The 22266-nt window shown below is 68.1% G+C and carries 19 protein-coding genes and 1 pseudogene; 11 read left to right on the forward strand and 9 right to left on the reverse strand.

The features are described from left to right. Positions 1-207: 207 nt before the first annotated feature. Positions 208-2409, forward strand: coding sequence for a glycoside hydrolase family 3 C-terminal domain-containing protein (locus ABD05_RS29550; RefSeq protein WP_047903890.1), 2202 nt, complete (start codon positions 208-210; stop codon positions 2407-2409). 328 nt (positions 2410-2737) lie between these two features. Here ABD05_RS29550 and ABD05_RS29555 read toward each other — a convergent pair whose 3' ends face one another. Beyond that, positions 2738-3316, reverse strand: a complete 579-nt coding sequence (locus tag ABD05_RS29555; RefSeq protein ID WP_047903471.1) for a DUF4865 family protein — start codon at positions 3314-3316, stop codon at positions 2738-2740. 129 nt (positions 3317-3445) lie between these two features. Between ABD05_RS29555 and ABD05_RS29560 the strand changes: the two genes are divergently transcribed. The 3 genes from ABD05_RS29560 to ABD05_RS29570 all read left to right on the forward strand — a co-directional run bounded on the left by ABD05_RS29560 (position 3446) and on the right by ABD05_RS29570 (position 5644). Beyond that, the gene (locus tag ABD05_RS29560) at positions 3446-4303 is read left to right on the forward strand and encodes a LysR family transcriptional regulator (protein ID WP_047903891.1); all 858 of its coding nucleotides are present in this window, start codon (positions 3446-3448) and stop codon (positions 4301-4303) included. A 184-nt stretch (positions 4304-4487) separates the two neighbouring features. Then, complete coding sequence (locus ABD05_RS29565; protein ID WP_409994817.1) at positions 4488-5087, forward strand: IMPACT family protein; 600 nt, start codon at positions 4488-4490, stop codon at positions 5085-5087. A gap of 266 nt (positions 5088-5353) precedes the next feature. Next, positions 5354-5644 (forward strand): H-NS histone family protein, encoded by a 291-nt coding sequence (locus ABD05_RS29570; protein WP_047903472.1) that lies wholly within the window; start codon positions 5354-5356, stop codon positions 5642-5644. Between the two features lie 55 nt (positions 5645-5699). On the opposite strand, the gene ppk2 is transcribed toward ABD05_RS29570, so the two are convergent. Next, positions 5700-6647, reverse strand: coding sequence for a polyphosphate kinase 2 (gene ppk2, locus ABD05_RS29575; RefSeq protein WP_047903473.1), 948 nt, complete (start codon positions 6645-6647; stop codon positions 5700-5702). 95 nt (positions 6648-6742) lie between these two features. Further along, a complete protein-coding gene (locus tag ABD05_RS36910) occupies positions 6743-6964 on the reverse strand; it encodes a hypothetical protein (RefSeq protein ID WP_238594196.1) in 222 nt (73 codons plus the stop codon). Positions 6965-7024: 60 nt separating this feature from the next. Between ABD05_RS36910 and ABD05_RS39625 the strand changes: the two are divergent. Further along, positions 7025-7195: pseudogene (locus ABD05_RS39625) on the forward strand (TolC family protein); the annotation flags it as partial. Between the two features lie 84 nt (positions 7196-7279). Here ABD05_RS39625 and ggt read toward each other — a convergent pair. After that, positions 7280-9001, reverse strand: coding sequence for a gamma-glutamyltransferase (gene ggt / locus ABD05_RS29585; RefSeq protein WP_047903475.1), 1722 nt, complete (start codon positions 8999-9001; stop codon positions 7280-7282). 402 nt (positions 9002-9403) lie between these two features. Between ggt and ABD05_RS29590 the strand changes: the two genes are divergently transcribed. From ABD05_RS29590 to ABD05_RS29600, 3 genes are all read left to right on the forward strand, one after another. Then, positions 9404-9928, forward strand: coding sequence for a metal-dependent hydrolase (locus ABD05_RS29590; RefSeq protein WP_047903476.1), 525 nt, complete (start codon positions 9404-9406; stop codon positions 9926-9928). Between the two features lie 222 nt (positions 9929-10150). Further along, positions 10151-14593, forward strand: coding sequence for a DEAD/DEAH box helicase (locus ABD05_RS29595; RefSeq protein ID WP_047903477.1), 4443 nt, complete (start codon positions 10151-10153; stop codon positions 14591-14593). 117 nt (positions 14594-14710) lie between these two features. Next, on the forward strand, positions 14711-15985 hold the full coding sequence (locus ABD05_RS29600) for an APC family permease (protein WP_047903478.1): 1275 nt from the start codon (positions 14711-14713) through the stop codon (positions 15983-15985). A 100-nt stretch (positions 15986-16085) separates the two neighbouring features. Here ABD05_RS29600 and ABD05_RS29605 read toward each other — a convergent pair whose 3' ends face one another. The 4 genes from ABD05_RS29605 to ABD05_RS29620 all read right to left on the reverse strand — a co-directional run bounded on the left by ABD05_RS29605 (position 16086) and on the right by ABD05_RS29620 (position 18743). Continuing rightward, entirely contained in the window at positions 16086-16382 is a 297-nt protein-coding gene (locus ABD05_RS29605; protein WP_011355454.1) for an XRE family transcriptional regulator, read from the reverse strand. A 72-nt stretch (positions 16383-16454) separates the two neighbouring features. Then, positions 16455-16814 (reverse strand): type II toxin-antitoxin system RelE/ParE family toxin, encoded by a 360-nt coding sequence (locus ABD05_RS29610; protein ID WP_047903479.1) that lies wholly within the window; start codon positions 16812-16814, stop codon positions 16455-16457. Between the two features lie 127 nt (positions 16815-16941). Beyond that, positions 16942-17928: a pca operon transcription factor PcaQ gene (gene pcaQ, locus ABD05_RS29615; protein ID WP_047903480.1), complete on the reverse strand. Its 987-nt coding sequence runs from the start codon at positions 17926-17928 to the stop codon at positions 16942-16944. Positions 17929-18005: 77 nt separating this feature from the next. Beyond that, entirely contained in the window at positions 18006-18743 is a 738-nt protein-coding gene (locus tag ABD05_RS29620; RefSeq protein WP_047903481.1) for a helix-turn-helix domain-containing protein, read from the reverse strand. Between the two features lie 120 nt (positions 18744-18863). Here ABD05_RS29620 and ABD05_RS29625 point away from each other — a divergent pair, with 120 nt between their 5' ends. From ABD05_RS29625 to pcaG, 3 genes are all read left to right on the forward strand, one after another. Further along, positions 18864-19427: a YiiX/YebB-like N1pC/P60 family cysteine hydrolase gene (locus tag ABD05_RS29625; protein WP_047903482.1), complete on the forward strand. Its 564-nt coding sequence runs from the start codon at positions 18864-18866 to the stop codon at positions 19425-19427. A gap of 277 nt (positions 19428-19704) precedes the next feature. Further along, the gene (gene pcaH, locus ABD05_RS29630; RefSeq protein WP_034179751.1) at positions 19705-20412 is read left to right on the forward strand and encodes a protocatechuate 3,4-dioxygenase subunit beta; all 708 of its coding nucleotides are present in this window, start codon (positions 19705-19707) and stop codon (positions 20410-20412) included. A gap of 3 nt (positions 20413-20415) precedes the next feature. Further along, positions 20416-21009, forward strand: coding sequence for a protocatechuate 3,4-dioxygenase subunit alpha (pcaG, locus tag ABD05_RS29635; RefSeq protein ID WP_047903483.1), 594 nt, complete (start codon positions 20416-20418; stop codon positions 21007-21009). A 460-nt stretch (positions 21010-21469) separates the two neighbouring features. Here pcaG and ABD05_RS29640 read toward each other — a convergent pair whose 3' ends face one another. After that, a complete protein-coding gene (locus tag ABD05_RS29640; RefSeq protein WP_047903484.1) occupies positions 21470-22249 on the reverse strand; it encodes an AraC family transcriptional regulator in 780 nt (259 codons plus the stop codon). Positions 22250-22266 lie beyond the last annotated feature (17 nt).

The following is a 22266-nucleotide window of genomic DNA, read 5'->3' on the forward strand; positions in this document are numbered from 1 at the left end:
CCGATTCGGCAGCGTCGGACGGCCTGCGCGTCGCCGCCCGCGTTGACCGGTCGAGCCCAACCGGCCGTAACGATTCCCCGCCTGGCCTGGCATGCCGACGCGCAACCACCCTGCATCGCCAGCCGATTTCGTCCGGTGCGAATCCACCGGGCGTACGCAGCTCCAGACATCATCCGAACAACGAGCAATACGATCATGGAGAGCAACATGCGGGACAAACTCTGGCCGGCCGTCGTGCTGGCAGCGACCCTCTGCACCACCGCGTACGCGGGCAACGCCGATTTCAACTCGCAGGGCGACGCCACCGACGCATTCGCGTCGGCCGGCGCGCAACGACGCGCCGACCTGCTCGTGCGCAAGATGACGCTCGACGAAAAACTTCAGTTCATTCATTCGCAATACGAAATGTCGAAGGTGCCGGGCGGCGGCGCCGGCTACATCCAGGGCGTGCCGCGGCTCGGCATTCCCGATCTCAACATGGTCGACTCGGCGACCGGTTCCGGCAGCACGTCCCAAGCCAGCACGACGTTCCCCGCGACGATCGCCGTTGCCGCGAGCTGGGATCGCCGCCTGTCGTACGACTTCGGCAAGCAGGTCGCGATCCAGTTGCGCGCGCAAGGGTTCGGCATGGGCCTCGCCGGCGGCACCAATCTCGCGCGCGAACCGCGCGGCGGCCGGCTGTTCGAGTATCTCGGCGAGGATCCGCTGCTCGCCGGCGACCTGCTCGCCGAACGCACGCTCGCGACGCAGCGGCAGAAAGTCATCGCGACCATCAAGCACTACGCCGGCAACGAACAGGAACACGGCCGGATGGGCGGCAACACGCAGATCGACGAACGCACGCTGCGCGAGCTGTACCTGCTGCCGTTCGAGATCGCCGCGAAGCGCGGGCGGCCAGGCAGCGTGATGTGCAGCTACAACCGCCTGAACGGCACGTATGCGTGCGAGAACAATCACCTGCTGAACGACGTGCTGAAGAACGAATGGGGCTTCCAGGGCCAGGTGCAGTCCGACTGGGGCGCCGCGCACAGCACCGCCGCCGCGATCAACGCCGGGCTCGACGAGGAAGAGGACGTCGGGCCGACCGTGTACCTGACGCCGGCGGCCGTCAAGCAGGCGATCGCGAACGGCTCGGTGTCGACCGCGCGCCTCGACGACATGGTGCGCCGCAAGCTCGCCGTGATGATCCGCGTCGGCGTGATGGACGATCCGGCCAAGGGCGGCGGCACGATCGACTTCGCAGCCGCGAACCGGTTCGCGCAAGCGGCCTCCGAGCAGTCGATCGTACTGCTGAAGAACGACGGCAACCAGTTGCCGCTTGCCGCGTCCGCGCTGTCGCATATCGCCGTGATCGGCGGCCATGCCGACGCGGCCGTGCTGTCGGGCGGCGGCTCGGGCAACACGCGCGACCCGGTGACGGGTTCGTTCGCGGGCTGCGGCGGCCTGACGTTCGGATCGTCGACGGGCTGCAGCTGGTGGCGCAATCCGTGGCTGAAGGTCGACGTGCCGATCGTCGCGGCGATCCGAGCGCTCGCGCCGGCCGCGCAGGTCACGTACGCGGGCAACAGCGACCAGCAGTCGCCGTTCCGCGCGTACACGCAGCAGGAGATCGACCAGGCCGCCGCACTCGCGGGCCGCTCGGACGTCGCGATCGTCGTGGTCGCGCAGCCGGCCGGCGAGGATTTCGGCGATCTGCAAAGCCTGAGCCTCGCGAACCCGTCGAACCAGGATGCGCTCGTCGAAGCCGTTGCGCGCGCGAATCCGCATACGATCGTCGTCGTCCAGAGCGGCAATCCGGTGCTGATGCCGTGGAAGGACCAGGTGTCCGCGATCGTCGAGGCATGGTATCCGGGCGAAGCCGGCGGCAAGGCAATCGCGAACGTGCTGTTCGGCGCAGTCAATCCGTCCGGCAAGCTGCCCGTCACGTTCCCGGCGCGCGACCAGGATTCGCCGGCGTGGGGGCAAAACGGCGCGTTCGACAACGATCCCGTCTACGCGGAGAAGCTAAACATGGGCTATCGCTGGTATGACGCGCGCAACATCAAGCCGATGTTCGAATTCGGCTACGGGCTGTCGTATACGCACTTCGCGTATTCGGGGCTGTCGGTGTCGAAGCAATGGGACGGCTCGCTGAGCGTCGCGTTCACCGTGCGCAACGACGGGCGCGTCGCCGGCGCGGAAACGCCGCAGGTCTATCTCGGCGTGCCGTACAAGGACGAGCCGCCGAAGCGGCTGGTCGGCTGGGAGAAGATCCGGCTGAATCCGGGCGAGGCGCGACATGTTCGCGTGACCGTGTCGCCGCGGATGCAGAGCGTGTGGGATACGTCGCGCAACGGCTGGCGGGTTGTGCCGGGCGGGACGGTGTATGTCGGAGCGTCGTCGCGCGATATCCGGCTGCAGGGTAACTGAGCAGCGAGGTGAAGCAGCCGGAAGCGCCGCGCGTATCGCGTGCGGCGCTTCCGGTCATGCGACGGCGCGACGGCTGCATCGCGTCTCGTCTTGTCTGCTGGTTCCTGGATGCCCAGGGCTTGCCCGCCCGCTGACGATCCTTACCGGACCATCAGCGCCAGCAACGTCGTCAGCACGGCGATGGCAGCTATCCCGGCCGCTACGCCCGCCAGATGAGCCGCGACCGCGAGGCCTGCGGGCAATCGCGTCGATGGTGGATCGCCGGCCCTGCCCGGCGATCGGCCGCGTGCCGCCGGCCTGGCCCGCGATCGCGACACCACGCCGGCCATCACGCGCCGCTCCCTTCCAGCGTGTCGAGCAACGGTTTGGCCAGATGCAGGACCTGGTACACCGTGCCCGCACCGCCGTCGTCCGGTTCGTGTTCAGAAACGAGTATCCGCGTCAGCCGCCAGCGCAGCGGATCGAGGCTGACCGCAGCCGCGACGACACCCGGCCGCGCCGCCGCTTCGCGGTTGCGCGTGATCTCCCGTGCAAGCGTCGCGTCGAGGTCGGCATCCGCCGGAATATCGAGCGCTTCCAGACGAGCGAAACGCCCCGTCGACGCGCTGCCCTTGCGCGCGTCGAGCGCGACCTGCACGTCAATCGGCGCGCGCCCGAAGCTGTCCGTCACGACCCGATAACGGCCGTCCGTCACGAACCCGGCGAATGCGCTGTCGTTGCGCCACAGATAAAGCGACGCATAGCCGTTTTCCGTCGCGCCGTAGCGGCCGGCCTCGCGCAGCAGGAATCCCTTGAACACCAGTTCCGGCGTGTCGTCCCAGAGCCTGCCGCGTTCGCGGACGCGGTTGCGGATGATGTCGAGGTCGTAGTCCGCCGGCAGGCGGTGCACGTAGTACGCGGTCAGCATGATCGACTCCTGGCGAAAGAAACGCGGGAATTCCGGACGGCTTGGGAGCAGCGTAGAAGACCTTGGATCATTTGAAAATACGATGGCAGAATATTTCAATGATTCGATTCTGAAATGGATAAGCGCGCGATGAAAACACTCGACATCGAAGCCGTGCAGGCGTTCGTGCTGACCGCCGACCTCAAGAGCTTCACGCGGGCCGCCGAGGCGATGGACACGACGCAGTCCGCGGTAAGCCTGAAGATCAAGCGCCTCGAAGACGGTCTCGGCCGCCGCCTGCTGGAGCGCACGCCGCGGCAGGTCCGCCTGTCGGCCGACGGCACCGCGTTCCTGGAACCGGCGCGCGAACTGGTGGCCGCGCACCAGGGTGCGGTCGGCGCGTTCGGCACCGGCCAACGGCGGCTGGTGATCGGCGTCAGCCACCATGTCGTCGGCGCCGATCTTCCGATGCTGCTGCGGCGCATGAGCGAGGCCGAGCCGGGGCTCGTGCTGGAGATCCGCGTCGCCGCGTCGCGCGACGTGCTCGATGCGTTCGACCGCGGCCAGCTCGACGCGGCCGTCGCGCTGCAGCATGACAGCCGGCGGCTGGACGGCGAAACCATCCTGTCGGAGTCGTTCGGCTGGATGGCCGCGGCCGATTTCGAGTACCATCCGCCGCAACCGCTGCGGCTCGCGACGCAGGCCGAGCCCTGCAGCGTCCGCCGCATGGCGGTCGGTGCGCTCGACGAAGCCGGCATCGCATGGACGGAAGTCTTTGTCGGCGGCGGCGTGGCGACGATCGGCGCGGCGGTGTCCGCGGGGCTGGCCGTCGCGGCGCTCGGGCATCGCGTGGCGCCCGCCGGTACGGTCGACGTGAGCGTGCGATACGGGCTGCCGCCGTTGCCGACGCGCGATGTCGTGCTCTACTCGAACCTGACCGATGCGCGGGCCCGGCAGGCGTTGCGCACGCTGGGCGCGGCGCTGCGGTCGTCGGTCGGCGCGCGTTGACGTCGAGCGCGGCATCGACGGATCGGCATATGTGCCGGCTGCCGAACAAAAACGCGTTCGCCGGACATTTCGCCGCCCTCCCGGCTCGCACGCGGTATGCTTCGACACGCGCCGCGCATCCGCCGCGGCCGATCCAGACAACACCCGGAATACGGGCACGCGATTGCATCGATCGTGCTTGCCCATGACGATCGACGTGACTTACACCCTATCCGCTTCCCGCACGACCGAACTCGAGATCCGCAAGAGCCGCTTCATCGCGTACGCGATTCCCGTCGACGACCGCGACGCCGCGATGCAGGTGCTGCAGCGCCTGCGCGACGAGCATCCGGCGGCCACCCACGTGTGCTGGGCGCTGCTGGCGGGCGGCCAGTCGGGCATGTCGGATGACGGCGAGCCGTCGGGCACGGCGGGCCGGCCGATCCTCGAAGTGCTGCGCCATCACGATCTCGACGGCGTGCTGGGCGCGGTCGTGCGTTACTACGGCGGCGTGAAGCTCGGCGCGGGCGGGCTGGTGCGCGCGTACACGGATGCGATCGCGTCGGCGCTGCTTGACGCCGAGCGCGTCGAACGCATCCGCCACACGCGGCTCGCGATCGAGATGGGTTACCCGGACGAGGCGCGCGTGCGCCGCTGGGTGGAACAGGCAGGTTATGAACTGGTGGACAGCGCATACGGGATGACGGTGAAGCTCGTGATCAAGCTGCCCGAAACCGCCGAGGGGATTGCGAGAACCGAGTTGTTCGATCTCACGCAGGGGCGGTCGGGGTTTCCGGAGCTGTGACGAACTGACGCGCCCCCTCCCGCCTCGCCATCATGGCCTCATGCAAATTCAGCCGAAAATTCGGATACGTCCGATAGAAAAACCGCGCGCCAAATCCTAATCTCACCGGGTTCCCGGCGACACGCTCCGCAAACGCCTTGCCGGCAGGCCGGAGCACGCTGCATGAGATGCGCCTCCGGCCAAGGCAGCACGCCATGGCAGGGCATGCTGCCATGCGGCTCATCACGCGTCGCCAATAATCAAATCAGCCACGGGATAACGGACGCATGCGGCACATCCAAAAACTGCAGGCCCAGCTTGCAGAACTCGATCAGCGCATCAAGGCGGCGCGGTGCCGCGAACGCAATGTGGTGCTGGAGCAGGTGCGCGAACTCGTCACGAGCTACGCGCTGACCGCACGTGAAATCTTCGGTCACGGTTACAGCGACCGCGCGAAACTGTTCACCGTCGGCGTGAAGTATCGCGACCCCGTGACGGGCGCAACGTGGAGCGGCCGCGGCCGCGCACCCGCATGGATTGCCGGGCGCGACCGGGCCGCCTTCCTGATCCGGGAGTAACGCGCGCCGCCTTGCGCGGCGCGCCCCTCTCCGCCGCTCAAACCCGCCCGGCCGCTCAGTAAATATCCGGCACGATCATGTTGTCCGGCACCGGCCGGCGGATGTAATCCTCGTGATGCTCGCGCTGCGGCAGGTCGATCGACGGGCGCGGCACGTCGTGATACGGCACCTGGCCCAGCAGGTGGTGGATGCAGTTCAGCCGCGCGCGCTTCTTGTCGACCGCCTGCACGACCCACCACGGCGCCTCGGGAATATGCGTGCGCTGCAGCATCTCTTCCTTCGCGGCCGTATAAGCCTCCCAGCGGCGGCGGCTCTCGAGGTCCATCGGGCTCAGCTTCCACTGCTTCAGCGGATCCTGGATCCGGGCCTCGAAGCGCACCTCCTGCTCGTGATCCGTGATCGAGAACCAGTACTTGACGATCTGGATTCCGCTGCGCACGAGCATCTTCTCGAACTCGGGCACCGAACGGAAAAACTCCTCGTACTCGTCGTCGGTACAGAAATTCATCACGCGCTCGACGCCCGCACGGTTGTACCAGCTGCGGTCGAACAGCACGATCTCGCCGCCGGCCGGCAGATGCGCGACGTAGCGCTGGAAGTACCATTGCGTGCGCTCGCGGTTGTTCGGCGCGGGCAACGCGGCGACCCGGCAGACACGCGGGTTCAGGCGCTGCGTGATGCGCTTGATCACGCCGCCCTTGCCCGCCGCGTCGCGCCCCTCGAAAATGACGACGAGCCGGTGCCCGGTGGTCATGACCCAGTCCTGCAGCTTCACGAGTTCGCCCTGCAGCCGGAACAGCTCGCGGAAATACTCCTTGCGCGCCTCGCGACGCTCCGGCGAGAACAGCAGGTCCTCGCCATTGTCGAAGCGGCGATCGTCGAGCTCCATCTCGAGCTCTTCGTCGTACGCGTCGACGAGATCTTCCTCGAAACGGCGCTGGCGCGTTTCCATCGACGTCGTATCGGCGACGTCGTCGTCGGTGCGGGTATCGTTTTCGCCCATGGGGCCTCCTTCCATCATTGACGCAGGCAAACTTTGCCATTATCCCAGTGTCGCGCGTCAAATTGATGAAAACCGGCTGTCCAGGCCCTGGCCCGTCAGAAGCGGAATGCGAGCAGCACGCTGGCCAGCACCGGGTTCGCCGAAATGTCGAACGTGTTCGACGCGAGCGTCCGGTTCGGCTGGCTGATGTCGAGCGTAATCTTCGTACGCAACGGGATGTAGGTCACCATCCCGGTGATCCAGAACCGGCGCGTGATCTGGTAGCTCGCGCCGACGGTGAACACCGGCTCCCATACGCTCTTCACCTTCGCGGACACGTTGGTCTTCCCCGACAGCAGCAGGTCGCCGCCGGCATCCCGGATCCGCCAGGTCGGCTGCTGAACCTGCGGCGCGACATCTCGGGCAACCGGCAGAAGCTGTTCGACAGCGATCTCGATGCGCTGAAGCTGCAGTTGAAGCTGAAAAGCGTGCTCGGCATGCTCGACGAACAGCCGCTGGTGTCGGTGGACGGTTTTCTTGAAAACAATGCGGCGAGCGACCCGGGCTGAGTGCGATTCGCGGCCAGGCCCGAACACCCGGCCGCGCAACGGCATGCACGCCCGCTGTCGCGAACGCGCACGCGTCGCTTCACGTCAGTGGATGATCCGCGTCACCCCCCGCCCGCGCGGGTCGGCCATCGCCTCCGGCGTCTTGCCGTTGATCTTGATCACCTGGATGTCGCCGCTGAAGTCCTGCCCCTTCAGCGTGTAGCCACGTGCCTCGATCTGCTTCGCGAGTTCGCCTTCGATCGGGTGGTACGGCTCCCAGAAGATCGTGTTCGGCGGCAGCAATTGGTGATGGAAACGCATCGCGCCGACGGCTTCCTTCAACGGCATCTTGAAGTCGTAGATGTTGTTGATCACCTGGAAGATCGACGTGAAGATGCGCGAACCGCCCGGCGTGCCGATCACGAGCGACACCTTGCCGTCCCTGGTCATGATCGTCGGCGACATCGACGACAGCGGGCGCTTCTTCGGTTCGATCGCGTTCGCATCGCTGCCGACCACGCCGAACATGTTCGCGACGCCCGGCTTCGCGGAGAAGTCGTCCATTTCGTCGTTCAACACGATGCCCGTGCCGTCGGCGATCACGCCCGAGCCGAAATAGCCGTTGATCGTGTACGTGTTCGACACGGCGTTGCCCCACTTGTCGACGACCGAGAAGTGCGTCGTTTCGGCCTTCTCCGGCATCGTCGTGCCGAGGCCCGGCTGCACGCTCTTCGTGTCCGACGGCTCCTTCGGGTTGACCTCGCCCGCGCGCCTCGCGATGTATGCGTCGGCGGTCAGTTGCGCGATCGGCACCTTGTAGAAGTCCGGGTCGCCGAGATACTGCGCGCGATCGGCGAACACGCGCTTCTCGATTTCCGCGACGAGGTGAATGTATTGCGGCGAGTTGAGCTTCACGCCCTCGAAGTCCTGCTTGAGGTCGGCCTTCATCTTCAGCAACTGCACGAGGCCGATGCCGCCCGAGCTCGGGGGCGGCGCGGTGATCACGTCATAGCCGTTCCACTTTGCCTGCACCGGCTGGCGCCACACCGCGCGGTATTGCGCGAGATCCTCGGTGGTGATCAGCCCGTTGCCGTCGCCGGTCTTCATCGACGCCGCGATCAGCTCGGCCGTCTTGCCCTTGTAGAAACCCTCCGCGCCGTCGTTCGCGACCCGCGTGAGCACGTCGGCGAGGTCGGGCTGCTTGAAGTTCACGCCGGCCTTCAGCCCGGAGAAGTACTTGTCGAAGTTGGTCTTGCCGCCGAACTCCTTCGACGCGTCGACGCCGCGCTGCGCGAGCTGCTCGTCGACGACGAAGCCGTCGCGCGCATAGTGGATCGCCGGCGCGAGCACCTGCTTCCACTTCAGCTTGCCGAAGCGCTTCTGCGCTTCCCACATGCCCGCGACCGTGCCCGGCACGCCGACCGCGCGCGGGCCGTACAGGCTCATGCCCTTGACGACGTTGCCATCCTTGTCGAGGTACATGTCCTTCGTCGCGGCGAGCGGCGCGCGCTCGCGGTAGTCGATGAAGTACGGCTTGCCGTCCTTGTAGATCGTCATGAAGCCGCCGCCGCCGATGTTGCCGGCTTCGGGGTACGTGACGGCGAGCGTGAATGCGATCGCGACCGCCGCGTCGATCGCGTTGCCGCCTTCCTTGAAGATCCGCTCCGCGGCATCCGCGCTGTACTTGTCGGCCACCGCGACCGCCGAGCTCGTCAGGACCGCCGGCTGCGGCCCTTTCGCATAGGCGGGCGCGTTCGGCAGGAAACCGATGCCGGCCACAGTCGCAAGCACGACAGCGGATGATTTGAAGCGATTCAGCGTAGTCATTGCATGTCCCCCATGTAGATCTCCTTCAGGCAGGAAAAGCACCTGATCCGCTTATAGCCGCTGGCGCGCCGACGGCCATATGCCGGTTTCGTAGTATAGGGGGACAAAAAGGGTCGAACACGCGGCGCGCCACGAAAGCGCTTCGATTGGGCGCGCCCGGTCACGCAGCGGCGCTGCGGCATGCATGCGGGCCGGTCGAAATTGCATGCGGTACGACGCGTCATCACGCAACGCACAAAACGGAAAGTTGCGAACTGCGCTGCGTGCAACACATGCACACAAAAAAATCTGCGGACGAGCCACCCGTTGCCCGGACCGATCTGAGAAGATAGCGCCCCGCTTTCGCGCCGCATCGCTTTCTTTCGTTCACGCGCCGCTTCACGTTTCTTCGTCTCATTCCCTATGGCATCACACAATGCGCATCATGCGTCCGGCTTCGCGGCCGGCGTCGCCGCCGCCGTCCTCGTCGCGCAGACCGGTACGACAGGCCCGTGGCATGCGGGCCTGCTCGCCGCGTTCGCAGCCGGCGTCGCGGGCGGCACCGCGCCCGACTGGCTCGAAGTCGCATGGTGGAGCCGCAAGCGCCGCCTGTGGATCACGCACCGCACCGTCACGCACTGGGGCATCGGCTGGATCGCGCTGCTCGCGCTCGGGTGGCACGGGCTCACCCATCATCCGCATCCGCTGTGGGCCGCGCCGCTGTTCGGCTTCGCGTGCGGCGGCGTAATGCACCTGCTCGCCGACTGGCCGAACCCGCTCGGCGTGCCGTGGATCTGGCGGCGTCACTCGCTCAACCTGTGGAACAGCGGACATTGCGACCTGATCGTGGTGGCCGCCGCATGGGGCGGCACGCTGTGGCTCGCGCAGTCGCTGTGGACGCGCGCGCCGCTGCTCGAACACTGGCTCGGCTGGCTGCATCGCGTGTAGTCGCTTGCAGTCGCGGTTCCGTGCGATATCGGCGTGCCGGCGCGCACGCAACTTTACGTCCATCGTTGAAAGTGCGATGCGGGCCCCCATCTCGATCCGGATCGCCGACGCGCGTGCCGGAACGGCACGCGATGCCCGGCACGCACGCGCGACGTCTGGCACACTGGCGATTCGATTCTCGCGCGATCCGCCCGCACGCTCGCACCCCATTTCAACGCTCCGATGGACGTCACCGCTACCCGCCCTGCCGCCAGTGCGCTCGACGTGTTCCACCCGGCCGTCGCCGCGTGGTTCCGGCGCACGTTCGCCGCGCCGACCGGCGCGCAGGCGCTCGCGTGGCCGCACATCAAGGCCGGCCGCTCGACGCTCGTCGCCGCGCCGACCGGCTCCGGCAAGACGCTCACCGCGTTCCTGTGCGCGCTCGACGATCTGGTGCGCGATGCGCTGTCGCGCGACGGCACGCTTCCCGATGCGACGCTCGTCGTCTACGTGTCGCCGCTGAAGGCGCTGTCGAACGACATCCACGTGAACCTCGACGCGCCGCTCGCCGGCATCGCCGAATCGCTCGCGCAACTCGGCCTGCCGGTGCCGGCGATCCGCACCGCGGTGCGCACCGGCGACACGACGCAGGCCGAGCGCGCCGCGCTGCGCAAGCGCGCGCCGCACATCCTCGTCACGACGCCCGAGTCGCTGTACGTGCTGCTGTCGTCCACGTCGGGACGACAGATGCTGTCGAACGTGCGCTCGGTCATCGTCGACGAAATCCACGCGCTCGCATCGTCCAAGCGCGGCAGCCATCTCGCGCTGTCGCTCGAACGTCTCGACGCGCTGGCCGGCCATGCGCTGCCGCGCATCGGGCTGTCGGCCACGCAAAAACCGATCGACGCGGTCGCGCGGTTCCTGGTCGGCGGGCCGGCCGATGCGCCGCGCGACTGCACGATCGTCGACACGGGCCACACGCGCGAGCGCGACCTCGCGCTCGAACTGCCGAACGTGCCGCTCGAACCCGTGATGGCGACCGACGTGTGGGAACAGATATACGACCGGATCGCGGGGCTCGCGGCTGCGCATCGCACGACGCTGGTGTTCGTCAACACGCGGCGCACCGCCGAGCGCATGGCGCGCCATCTCGCCGACCGGCTCGGCAAGGAATCGATCGCCGCGCATCACGGCAGTCTCGCGAAGGAGCACCGCTTCGATGCCGAGCAGCGCCTGAAGCGCGGCGAACTGAAGCTGCTCGTCGCAACGGCATCGCTCGAACTCGGCATCGACATCGGCGATGTCGATCTCGTCTGCCAGGTCGGCTCGCCGCGCGGGATCGCGCCGTTCCTGCAGCGCGTCGGCCGCTCGGGGCACCACGTCGGCGGCATACCGAAGGGCCGGCTGTTCCCGCTGTCGCGCGACGAACTCGTCGAATGCGCGGCGCTGCTCGATTGCGTGCAACGCGGCGAACTCGACGCATTGCGGATTCCCGAAGCGCCGCTCGACGTGCTCGCGCAGCAGATCGTCGCCGAAGTCGCGTGCGCGGAATGGCAGGAGGACGCGCTGTATGCAAGCTTCACGCGCGCGGCGCCGTATGCGCGGCTGACGCGCGAGCGCTTCGACGAAGTGATGAAGATGCTCGCCGAAGGCTTCACGAGCCGCCGCGGCGTGCGTGGCGCGTACCTGCATCGCGACGTGGTCGGCGGTACGGTGCGCGGGCGCCGCAATGCGATGATGACCGCGACCACGTCGGGCGGCACGATCCCCGACATGGCCGACTACGCGGTGCTGCTCGAACCGCAGGGCATCCAGGTCGGCACCGTCAACGAGGATTTCGCGATCGAGAGCCTGGCCGGCGACGTGTTCCAGCTCGGCAACCAGTCGTACCGGATCATTCGCGTGGAAACGGGCCGCGTGCGCGTCGAGGACGCGCAGGGCCAGTCGCCGAACATTCCGTTCTGGCTCGGCGAAGCGCCGGGGCGCAGCGACGAGCTGTCGGCGGCGGTCGGCCGGCTGCGCGCGCGGCTCGACGGGTTGTTCGCCGACGGCGACCGGCAAGCCGACACCGGCGGACGCAATCGCGCGGGCGGTAACGCGGCGAGCGAGGCAGCAGCCCAAGCGGGAGCCGCCGCAAGCACCGCCGAAAGCCGCCTCGCACCGGCGTTGCGCTGGCTCGTCGACGATCTCCACCTGTCGCCCGACGCCGCGCGCCAGATCGCCGACTACCTCGCCCGCACGCGTGCCGCGCTCGGCGCACTGCCGACGCAGGACACGCTCGTGATGGAGCGTTTCTTCGACGAATCGGGCGGCACGCAGCTCGTGATCCATTCGCCGTTCGGCAGCCGCATCAACCGCGCGTGGGGGCTCGCGCTGCGCAAGCGCTTCTGCCGCAGTTTCAACTTCGAGCTGCAGGCCGCCGCGACCGACGACGCGATCATCCTGTCGCTGTCGCTCGCGCACAGCTTCGCGCTCGACGAAGTGTGGCGCTACCTGCGTTCGGCCAGCGCCGAGCACGTGCTGGTCCAGGCGCTGCTCGACGCGCCGATGTTCGGCGTGCGCTGGCGCTGGAACGCGACGACCGCGCTCGCGCTGCCGCGCTTCACGGGCGGCCGGCGCACCGCGCCGCAACTGCAGCGGATGAAGAGCGAGGATCTGCTCGCGACCGTGTTCCCGGACCAGGTCGCGTGCATCGAGAACATCGTCGGCGAACGCGAGATCCCGCATCACCCGCTCGTCGACCAGACGCTCGACGATTGCCTGCACGACGCGATGGACACCGACGGCTGGCTCGCGCTGCTGCGCCGGATCGAAAGCGGCGCGATCGAGCTGGTCGCGCGCGACCTGCCCGCGCCGTCGCCGCTCGCGGCCGAGATCCTGAACGCGAAACCGTATGCGTTCCTCGACGATGCGCCGCTCGAGGAGCGCCGCACGCAGGCCGTGCAGTCGCGCCGCTGGAGCGATCCCGAATCGGCCGACGATCTCGGCGCGCTCGACGCCGACGCGATCGATGCGGTGCGCGACGAAGCATGGCCGCTCGTGCGCGACGCCGACGAAATGCACGATGCGCTGCTCACGCTCGCGTGCGTCGCCGACAGCGAAGCACAGGCACACGAAGGCTGGCCCGACCGGCTCGCGGAACTCGCGGAACGCCGCCGCGCGACGCAACTCGTCGTGCCGGGCAGCGCCGCGCTGTGGGTGCCGGTCGAACGGCTCGTGTGCATGCGTGCGCTGCATCCCGACGCACGTGTGGCACCGGCGCTCAAGGTGCCGGCCGCCTGCGCGCAACCGTGGGAAGCGGATGCCGCACTCGTCGACGTGGTCCGCGCGCGGCTCACCGGCTTCGGGCCGCTTGCGCTCGACGCGATTGCGACACCGCTCGGCCTTCCGCCGGCGTCGATCGCGACGGCGCTCGCGGCGCTGGAGCGCGAAGGCTATGTGATGCGCGGCCGGTTCACGCCGGGCGCGACGACGGACGAATGGTGCGAACGCCACCTGCTCGCGCGCATTCATCGCTATACGGTGAAGCGGCTGCGCCGCGAGATCGAACCGGTCGAACGCGCCGACTTCATGCGCTTCCTGTTCCATTGGCAGCACCTGACGCCCGACACGCGCGGCACGGGCCGCGATGCACTCGCAGCCGTCGTCGAACAACTCGAAGGCTTCGAGGCCGCGGCGAGCGCATGGGAAGACGCGCTGCTGCCCGCGCGGCTCACCGACTATATGGCGGGCGGCCTCGACGAGCTGTGCCGCTCGGGCAAGCTCGTGTGGACGCGCATCGGCGCACCGGCGCGCGCGGCCGGCACACCCGTGAAGACGACGCCGATCGTGCTGCTGCCGCGCCGCCACCTCGCCGCATGGCAGGCGCTGCGTGACCCCGACGCGCAACCGGCGCTGTCCGCGCGGGCCACGCAGGTGCGCGACGCGCTCGCCGCGCACGGCGCGATGTTCTTCGATGCGCTGCTCGACGACCTGCACATGCTGCCCGTCGAACTCGAACAGGCACTCGGCGAGCTCGTATCGGCCGGCCTCGTGAATGCGGACAGCTACGCGGGCCTGCGCGCGCTGCTGAAACCGGCCGTCAAGCGCAGCGCGACCTATGCGCCGCGCACGCGACGCGGCGGTGCGCTGATCGGCGGGATGGACGACGCGGGCCGCTGGGCGCTCGTGCAGCGTCAGGCGCCGCCGGACGATGCGCCGGCGCCGAAACGCGGCCCGGCCGCGACCGATCCCGACGCGCTCGAACACATCGCGTGGACGCTGCTGCGCCGCTACGGCGTCGTGTTCTGGCGGCTGCTCGAACGCGAAGCCGACTGGCTGCCGAGCTGGCGCGAACTCGCGCGCGTGCTGCAGCGCCTCGAAGCGCGCGGCGAGATTCGCGGCGGTCGTTTCGTCGCCGGGCTCGCGGGCGAGCAGTTCGCGCTGCCCGAGGCGATTCCGATCCTGCGCGAGCTGCGGCGGCAACCCGGCGACGGGCAGTACGTCTGCGTGACGGGCGCCGACCCGTTGAATCTCGCCGGCACGCTGCTGCCCGGCGACAAGGTGCCGGCGCTGGCCGGCAATCGCGTGCTGTTCCGCGACGGCGTGCCTGTCGCATCGCTCGTGTCGGGTACGTTCCACTACGCACCCGAACTGTCGCCCGCCGCGCGCGAGGATGCGCGCCTGCGGCTCGCGCGCCACTGCTGACATCCACGGACTACTGATCGCCGGGCCGCGCTGCCGGCAGCGTTCGGGTAGCATCGGACGATTGCCCGCGCGGGCTCCCGCGCCCAGACAAAACAAGACTTCCGGAGACTGCCGCTCATGACTTCGCATGCCGACTCGCCCGCCGCTCATCACGCGGGCTCGTTGACCATTTTCCAGGGCGCCGCGCTGTATATCGGCGCGGTGCTCGGCACCGGCGTGATCGCGTTGCCTGCGCTGGCAGCCGAGGTCGCGGGCCCGGCGTCGCTGCTCGCATGGGCCGCACTCGTCGTGCTGTCCGGGCCGCTTGCGGCCACCTTCGCCGCACTCGGCGCACGTTATCCCGACGCGGGCGGCGTTTCGACCTACGCGCGGCGCGCATTCGGGCCGAAAGCGGCGGCGATCGTCGGATGGTGCTTCTATTTCGCGGTGCCGGCCGGCGCGCCGGCCGCCGCGATGTTCGGCGGCGCGTACGTCGCGGCCGTCACGGGCGGCGGGCACACGACGGTCATCGTCACGGCTGCCGCGCTGATCGCGACCGTGTCGGCCGCGAATGCGTTCGGCGTCACCGTATCGGGCCGCATGCAGCTCGTGTTGTCGGCGCTGCTCGTCACGCTGCTGGTCGCCGCGGTGCTGGCGTCCGCGCCGCATGCGCGCACCGCGAACCTGCAGCCGTTCGCACCGCACGGCTGGCTCGCGGTCGGCCAGGCCGCCGCGCTGCTCGTATGGAGCTTCGCGGGCTGGGAAGCGATCACGCATCTCGCGGCCGAATTCCGCCGGCCCGCGCACGACATGCCGCGCTCGGCCGCCATTGCGGTCGTGGTCGTCGGGTTCCTGTATCTGTCGGTCGCCGCCGCGAGCGTGACGGTGCTCGGGCCGTCTGCCGGCGCCTCGGGCGCGCCGCTCGCCGAACTGATCGCGGGCGGCATCGGCGGCCACGCGCAGGTGCTCGCAGCCGCGGCCGCGCTGCTGCTCACGCTCGGCACGATGAACGCGTATTTCGCGGGCGCGGCCAAGCTCGGCGCGGCGCTCGGGCGCGACGGCGCGTTGCCCGCGTGGCTCGCGCAAGGCAGCCAGGTCGGCGGCGTCCCGCGCCGTAGCCTCGGCGTGATCGCCGTGCTCGCGGCCGTCGCGCTGGCCGCGACGACGATCTCGGACGTCGGACCGAAACCGCTCGTGCTCGTAACGTCCGGGTGTTTCGTGATGGTGTATGGGCTCGGTGCGGCCGCCGCGCTGAAGTTGCTACCGCGCGGCGGCATCGCTTACCGCTGCGCGTGGATTTCGCTGGTTGCGGTTGCCGGGCTGTTCCTGACGACGGGCTGGTATCTCCTGTGCCCGCTGCTGCTCGCGGGCGGCGCGCTGCTTTATCTGCGGGTGACCGGGCCGCGCAAATGACCGGCCGTGCGCGCGCGGGCTGACACCCGCCCGCTCGCGGCGACGCGCCGGCAGATCGTTGGCCGAATCGCTGGCCGGATCGCCGCGCGCATCGCTTCGGTCAGGCCGGCACCAGCTCAAAGCTGAGCCGTTTGCCGAGCGCGGCGGCCGCGCTCGCGAGCGTCGCCAGCGTGAGGCTCGTGTCGGTTTCGTCGAGCAGCCGGTTGAGCGCCGCACGACTGGTTTTCATCCGCGCGGCCATCGCGGTTTTGGTGATGTGCTGCGCCTTCATTTCCTGCCCGATCTGCCACGCGATCACGCGCTTGATCGCGGTGGCGGTGGCCGCTTCGAGATTGCCGTCCTCTTCGAGGAAGGTATCGAAGTCGCTGCCGATATGCGGGTTGTTCGTGGTCGTCATGTCGTACTCCAATGCATGGCGTTGCCGGCTGCCCGACCGTCGACGACGGTGGGTTGCGGCGCAACCGGGAATTCAAATGGCGTGCGTCAGCGCTTTCAGGCGCGCGACGGTGACGTCGAGATCGTCCGACGGCGTGGCCCGCGACTGCTTGAAGAAGCCGTGCAGCAGGACCATCGTGTCGCCGACGACCGTGAACAGCACGCGGGCGCTCCGCCCCGGCAGCATCACGCGGATCTCCCATAGATCCTTCGCCATCTTCCGGACCAGCGGCATGCCGAGCGGCCAGCCGAGTTGAACGGTCTTGATCTCTTCGCCGATCGCCCTTCGCTCCACTTGCCCGAGCGCCTTGAGCCATTCGCGCACCGGCTCGTTGCCTCGGGCCGTGCGAAAGAACCGCACGCCGAGCGTGACCTGGATCTGCTGTCTCGCCATCGTCTTGTCACCAATCGTACCAAAAACGATACGATATGCCAAGCACCACGAGGACGGCTACTGGCCGGATGGCCAATCCGGAAGCGGAGAAAAAGACTGAGCCGGGCTTGTCGCCCGGCACGAAGGATCAGCGATCGCTGCGCCCCGGCTTGCGCGCGGCGCGTGGCGTCCGGTGCGGGCGCTTGTCGCCGAACCGCGACCGCGCGATGTCGCGCACGGCATCGATCAGCGTCCGTGCGACCGGCGACGGCTGCGCGTCGGTGCGCAGGATGAGCCCGACCGGCTCGTCGGTACCCGCGGACGGCAGCGGCAGGCGCGCCAGCGCACCTGCCGACAGATCGTATTCGGCCGCGTAGAGCGGCACGAACCACACCGCGTCGTTCTCGAGCGCCAGCGCGCGCGCGACCGATACCGACAACACCTCGATGAACGAATCCAGCGGCGGCGCGCCGCATGCGCCGAGCAGTTGCTCGGCCGACTGCCGGATCAGCGTGCCGTACGGCGGCAGCACGACCGGATAGCGCGCGAGCTCGGTGGCCGGCGCCGCGCTCGACAGCAGCGGATGCCCGGCGCGCACGACCGCGACGAGCGGCTCGTTGTACAACTGCTCGAACGCGAGCCCGATCATCCGCTCCGGCTCCGACAGTCGCCCGATCGCGCATTCGATCGCACCGGACTTCAGGCGCTCCAGCAGATCGGCGTTCGCGGCCGTCGCGATCCGCACGACGATGCGCGGCCAGCGCTCGGCCAGCGCCTTCATCAACGCAGGCGCAAGCGATGCCGCGACGGTCGGCAGCATGCCGATTTCCAGCGTCGCCGCGGCGGCCCCGCCCTCGCGCGCGAGCAGCCCGACGCCCTGCCGCAGCGCCAGCACGCACGCGTTCGCATGCGGCATGAACAACTGCGCTTCGCGGGTCGGCTGCGCACCCTGCCGGCTGCGCTCGAACAGCTTCACGCCGAGGATCGCCTCCAGTTCGGCGATCGTCTTCGACACGGCCGGCTGCGTGATCGACAGGCTTTCGGCCGCCTTCTGCACGCCGCCCAACTGCGCGACCGCGAGAAAGCACTGCAAGTGCCGGAACTTGACGCGGCCGTCGGCGATACGGTTATTCATAACGTGTGGTTATGTGAGTGACGATGAAATGCCATTTTGCATAACTTTCCGGATAGTCCCAAGCATTCGGTGAAACGTCACGCATCACGCCGCAGCGCGTGGAAACCGGTCGGCTCCCAGATCCGCGTCGCGATCAGCAAACCCGTCCCGTGCTTCTGCCCGAGCGGCGCGGACGACGATTCCGCATGCAGCGCGGCCGCCTTGCTGCGCAGCCGGCGTAATTCCAGTTCGAGCTCCGCGGCGGCGGCCTCCGTCAGCATCCCTTGCGAGAACGTCATCGTCTCGCCCGCGCCGTCGAAACGGCTGTCGAGGAAATCGCCGAGCGCGTGCGCATGGAAATAACGGCGGATCGGCCCACCCGGCAGCCAGTCGAAATCGCGCGCGACGCGCACGCGAATCCGGTCGCCCGGCAGCAGCGCGACGACGTTCATCCGGTCGAGCATCAGCAGGTATTTCACGCACTCGGCCTTCGTCACGCGATAGGCCGACACGATGTCCTGCACGGTCCAGTAGTTGATCGCGCAGACGGCGACGAGCAGCAGTTTCACGTCCGACACGAGCAGCGCCTCCTGCTGCTCGGTCAGCACGTGCAGCCTCGGCGCCGACGCCGATGCCTCCTGCACGAGCTCGGCCAGCGTATAGCCGAGCAACTGCGCGATCTCCGCGACGCGCTCCAGCGTGAAGCGGCCGCTCGCGAACAGCCGCTTCACGCTCGTCTCGGAAACGTCGAGCGCACGCGCGACGTCGCGGTAGGTCATTCCCTGCGCCTTCAACTGGCGCTTCAGCGTTTCGATGAGTTGGGCGGGTTCGGTCATTTTGGTATCGAAAAATGATGCTTAAGGTCGGATATTAGGCTACCTGCGCATACAGATGAACACTTTCGGATACTTGTCTGCATAATCCGCTCCGTCCTGTCACTCAACGACGGAGCCGAAATGGCCACCCGAACCGACACCGCCGCTTACGAACCGCAGCACACCGCACCGCGCGATGCACGCGACACGGATCGCACGATGCCGCTCGCCACCGTCCGCACGCTGGCCGCCAGCGCGCATGTCGGCGATCTCGTGTTCATCCGCGTGCCGGCCGGCTCGCCACGCGACGCGGCAGGCACGACGGGCGCATGGGCCAATCGCTTCGGCATCGTGGTCGATACGTCGGGCGACGAACCCGTGATCGCCGAGCCCGCGTTTGCGTGGACGAAGCTCACGCCGCTGTCGCGCTTCGTCGCCCATACCGACGGCGGCCGCATCGCGCTGGCGCGCCGCGTCGCGGCACCGACCGCCGACGAGCAGCGCAACGTGCATGCGACGGCCGAACGGCGGATCGACGCATTGCTCGGCAACCGCTTCAACCTGAGGGCGCGGCGCGGGTTCTGCGCGCAGTACGTGAGCGACGTGCTCGGCGCCGACCGGGCCGCGACGCCGGCCGTACTGCTGCGCAGCGGCACGCTGTCGCTCGAATTCGACGGGATCGTGTTCGATCCCGGCTGCAAATGACAACGGGCAGGCTCAGGGAGGCCGGATAACAACAAGAACAAAAGACAAAAAATAGCGACGGGCTGGCTGGAGGGCCGTGCACGGGGTCGTCACCGACGACGCGAAGCCCGATCGCTTTCATCCGCCGGACAGGCATCCTGTCCGGCGGATTTTTCATTGGCGCCGCGAACATAACGAACGGTTATGCGTCTCGCGAAAAAAGGTCATTTTGCATAACTTTCCGGATTAGCTACAGTCCTGCCATCCACTTCGCGAAATACCTATCAGGAGACGCCCGATGGATTCCCCCACGATCCTCACGCCGCGCGACTGGCCGTCGCATCCGGCCTATGTCCACCCCGAGTACCGTTCGTCCGTGAAGCGCGGCCCGACCCGCCCGCTGATCCCGCTGAAGGACAAGCTGCGCGACCAGTACGCGCCCGTCTACGGCGCGGAAGATCTCGGCGCGCTCGACCACGACCTGACGAAGAACGCCGTGAAGAACGGCGAACCGCTCGGCGAGCGCATGGTCGTCACGGGCCGCGTGCTCGACGAAGGCGGCAAGCCCGTGCGCAACACGCTCGTCGAGGTGTGGCAGGCAAACGCGGCCGGCCGCTACGTGCACAAGGTCGACCAGCACGACGCGCCGCTCGACCCGAACTTCCTCGGCGCGGGCCGCTGCCTGACCGACGACGAAGGCCGCTACCGCTTCCTGACGATCAAGCCCGGCGCCTATCCGTGGGGCAACCATCCGAACGCGTGGCGCCCGAATCACATCCACTTCTCGCTGTTCGGCGATTACTTCGGCTCGCGTCTCGTCACGCAGATGTACTTCCCCGGCGACCCGCTGCTCGCGTACGACCCGATCTTCCAGGGCACGCCCGAGGCCGCGCGCGATCGCCTGATCTCGCGCTTCTCGATGGACATCACCGAAGAAGGCTATGCGCTCGGCTACGAATTCGACATCGTGCTGCGCGGCCGCGACGCTACCCCGATGGAGCGCTGAACCATGACGACGCTGAAGCAAACCCCTTCGCAGACGGTCGGCCCGTACTTCGCATACGGCCTGTGCCCGCAGCAATACGACTACGACCTGAAAAGCCTGTTCACGCCGACGATCGCCGCGACGCACGCCGACGGCGAGCACGTGCTGCTGGTCGGGCAGGTGTTCGACGGCGACGGCAACGTCGTCGGCGACGCGGTGCTCGAATTCACGCAGGTGGACAGCGCGGGCCGCTTCCCTGCATCGCGCGACGACATCGCGAAATCCGGCTTCACCGGTTTCGCGCGAGTCGGCACGGGCACCGATGCGCAGCACCGCTTCGTCGTCGAGACGGTGAAGCCGGGCCGCATCGCCGCCGACGAAGCGCCGCACGTCAACGTGACCGTGATGATGCGCGGGATCCTCACCCACGCGTTCACGCGCGTGTACTTCGACGACGAGGTCGCGGCGAACGCAGCCGACCCCGTGCTGAACGCGGTACCGGCCGAGCGCCGCGCGACGCTCGTCGCGAAACGCGACGCGCAGCCGGGCCGCCCGGTCGTCTACCGCTTCGACATCCGCATGCAGGGGCCGGACGAAACGGTGTTCTTCGACGTTTGACGCACCTGCCGGCGCAGGCCGGCCGGATTCAGACGCACCGCCGCGTGGCGCGATACCGACAGGCATCGCGCCACGCAGCGTTTTTGCTGTGCCGTCAATGTTTCGATGCTGCACCGCATCGCGCCGGGACACGGTTGCCGATGTCCATTGGTCGGGACTTCTGCCCCTACATCAAACGCGCGATTGAAACGCATGCTGCGACAGCACATGAATCGTCCGTTCGGCGGTGTATCGTTTGCGCGTTATGCGGCGTATCCTTCGTTATCCGCAACGCGCCGACCGAATTGAATCGGAAGAAGCAATAATTACGCAAGGAATGCGCGCAACCGCCCCGCTTGCTGTGCGCGCATTTTTTCTGACCGAGTGCCTTTAAACGCGTCTGACCGAATTGGGCAGGCGCGTATTTTTTTGCGGCTGCGACCGGCGAACGGGCATGGTGCGCGTCGCCGAATCCTTCCGCCTAGCGCCGAATCTCAAGATACCGGCTTGGCGTGTCGCCCAGAATGCGGCGAAACGCCGACGTGAACGCGCTCGCGCTCGCATACCCGAGATCGAGCGCAACGCGGGTCACCTGCTGCCCGTCGCTCAGGCGGGAAATCGCCGCGAGCATGCACACCTGCTGACGCCACGCGGCAAAACTCACGCCCGTCTGCGCGCGGAACTGCCGCGTAAACGTGCGCCGGCTCACGCCCGCGTCGGCGGCCACCCGGTCGAGATCGGCCGCGATCGACGGCGACGCGAACAGGTGCCGGCAGACCTTCGCCAGCCGTGCGTCGGCCGGCAGCGGCGCATGCAGCGACAGGCGCGGCATCGTCGCGATTTCCGCGATCAGCAGCGCCATCAGCTTGCCCGCACGGCCATCGACGTCGTACATGGCCGGCAGGTCGATCGCATCGTCGATCAGCTGCCGCAGCAATGCGGACACGCCATACACGCCGCACTGCCCGGGCAGGCCCGCTTCCTGCGCGGCGTCGCCGGACACGAACGTGTTGAGCATCGTGACCGGCCCGGTCATCGTCATTTCGTGCCGCACGCCGGCCGGCACCCAGCATGCGCGCTGCGGCGGCACCAGCCAGCGGCCGTGCGGCGTCGACACGCTGATCGTGCCGCGCGACGCGAACGCGAATTGCCCGCGCCCGTGCGCGTGTTCCGGAAACGTCGTGCCCGCCGCATAGTCGTTGGCGGTCACGACCACGCTCCGGGGAATGTGTTCGTAGGGATCTAACAGCGTATTTCTCACGGCCCGAATTCCATCAT

The organism is Burkholderia pyrrocinia (assembly GCF_001028665.1).
GTDB classification, from domain to species: Bacteria; Pseudomonadota; Gammaproteobacteria; order Burkholderiales; family Burkholderiaceae; genus Burkholderia; species Burkholderia pyrrocinia.

Excerpts from the sequence above, each read along its gene's own strand:
- ABD05_RS29550 (WP_047903890.1), top strand. The coding sequence starts at position 208 with ATGCGGGACAAACTCTGGCCGGCCGTCGTGCTGGCAGCGACCCTCTGC.
- ABD05_RS29555 (WP_047903471.1), bottom strand. The coding sequence starts at position 3,316 with ATGCTGACCGCGTACTACGTGCACCGCCTGCCGGCGGACTACGACCTC.
- ABD05_RS29560 (WP_047903891.1), top strand. The coding sequence starts at position 3,446 with ATGAAAACACTCGACATCGAAGCCGTGCAGGCGTTCGTGCTGACCGCC.
- ABD05_RS29565 (WP_409994817.1), top strand. The coding sequence starts at position 4,488 with ATGACGATCGACGTGACTTACACCCTATCCGCTTCCCGCACGACCGAA.
- ABD05_RS29570 (WP_047903472.1), top strand. The coding sequence starts at position 5,354 with ATGCGGCACATCCAAAAACTGCAGGCCCAGCTTGCAGAACTCGATCAG.
- ppk2 (WP_047903473.1), bottom strand. The coding sequence starts at position 6,647 with ATGGGCGAAAACGATACCCGCACCGACGACGACGTCGCCGATACGACG.
- ggt (WP_047903475.1), bottom strand. The coding sequence starts at position 9,001 with ATGACTACGCTGAATCGCTTCAAATCATCCGCTGTCGTGCTTGCGACT.
- ABD05_RS29590 (WP_047903476.1), top strand. The coding sequence starts at position 9,404 with ATGGCATCACACAATGCGCATCATGCGTCCGGCTTCGCGGCCGGCGTC.
- ABD05_RS29595 (WP_047903477.1), top strand. The coding sequence starts at position 10,151 with ATGGACGTCACCGCTACCCGCCCTGCCGCCAGTGCGCTCGACGTGTTC.
- ABD05_RS29600 (WP_047903478.1), top strand. The coding sequence starts at position 14,711 with ATGACTTCGCATGCCGACTCGCCCGCCGCTCATCACGCGGGCTCGTTG.
- ABD05_RS29605 (WP_011355454.1), bottom strand. The coding sequence starts at position 16,382 with ATGACGACCACGAACAACCCGCATATCGGCAGCGACTTCGATACCTTC.
- ABD05_RS29610 (WP_047903479.1), bottom strand. The coding sequence starts at position 16,814 with ATGGCGAGACAGCAGATCCAGGTCACGCTCGGCGTGCGGTTCTTTCGC.
- pcaQ (WP_047903480.1), bottom strand. The coding sequence starts at position 17,928 with ATGAATAACCGTATCGCCGACGGCCGCGTCAAGTTCCGGCACTTGCAG.
- ABD05_RS29620 (WP_047903481.1), bottom strand. The coding sequence starts at position 18,743 with ATGACCGAACCCGCCCAACTCATCGAAACGCTGAAGCGCCAGTTGAAG.
- ABD05_RS29625 (WP_047903482.1), top strand. The coding sequence starts at position 18,864 with ATGGCCACCCGAACCGACACCGCCGCTTACGAACCGCAGCACACCGCA.
- pcaH (WP_034179751.1), top strand. The coding sequence starts at position 19,705 with ATGGATTCCCCCACGATCCTCACGCCGCGCGACTGGCCGTCGCATCCG.
- pcaG (WP_047903483.1), top strand. The coding sequence starts at position 20,416 with ATGACGACGCTGAAGCAAACCCCTTCGCAGACGGTCGGCCCGTACTTC.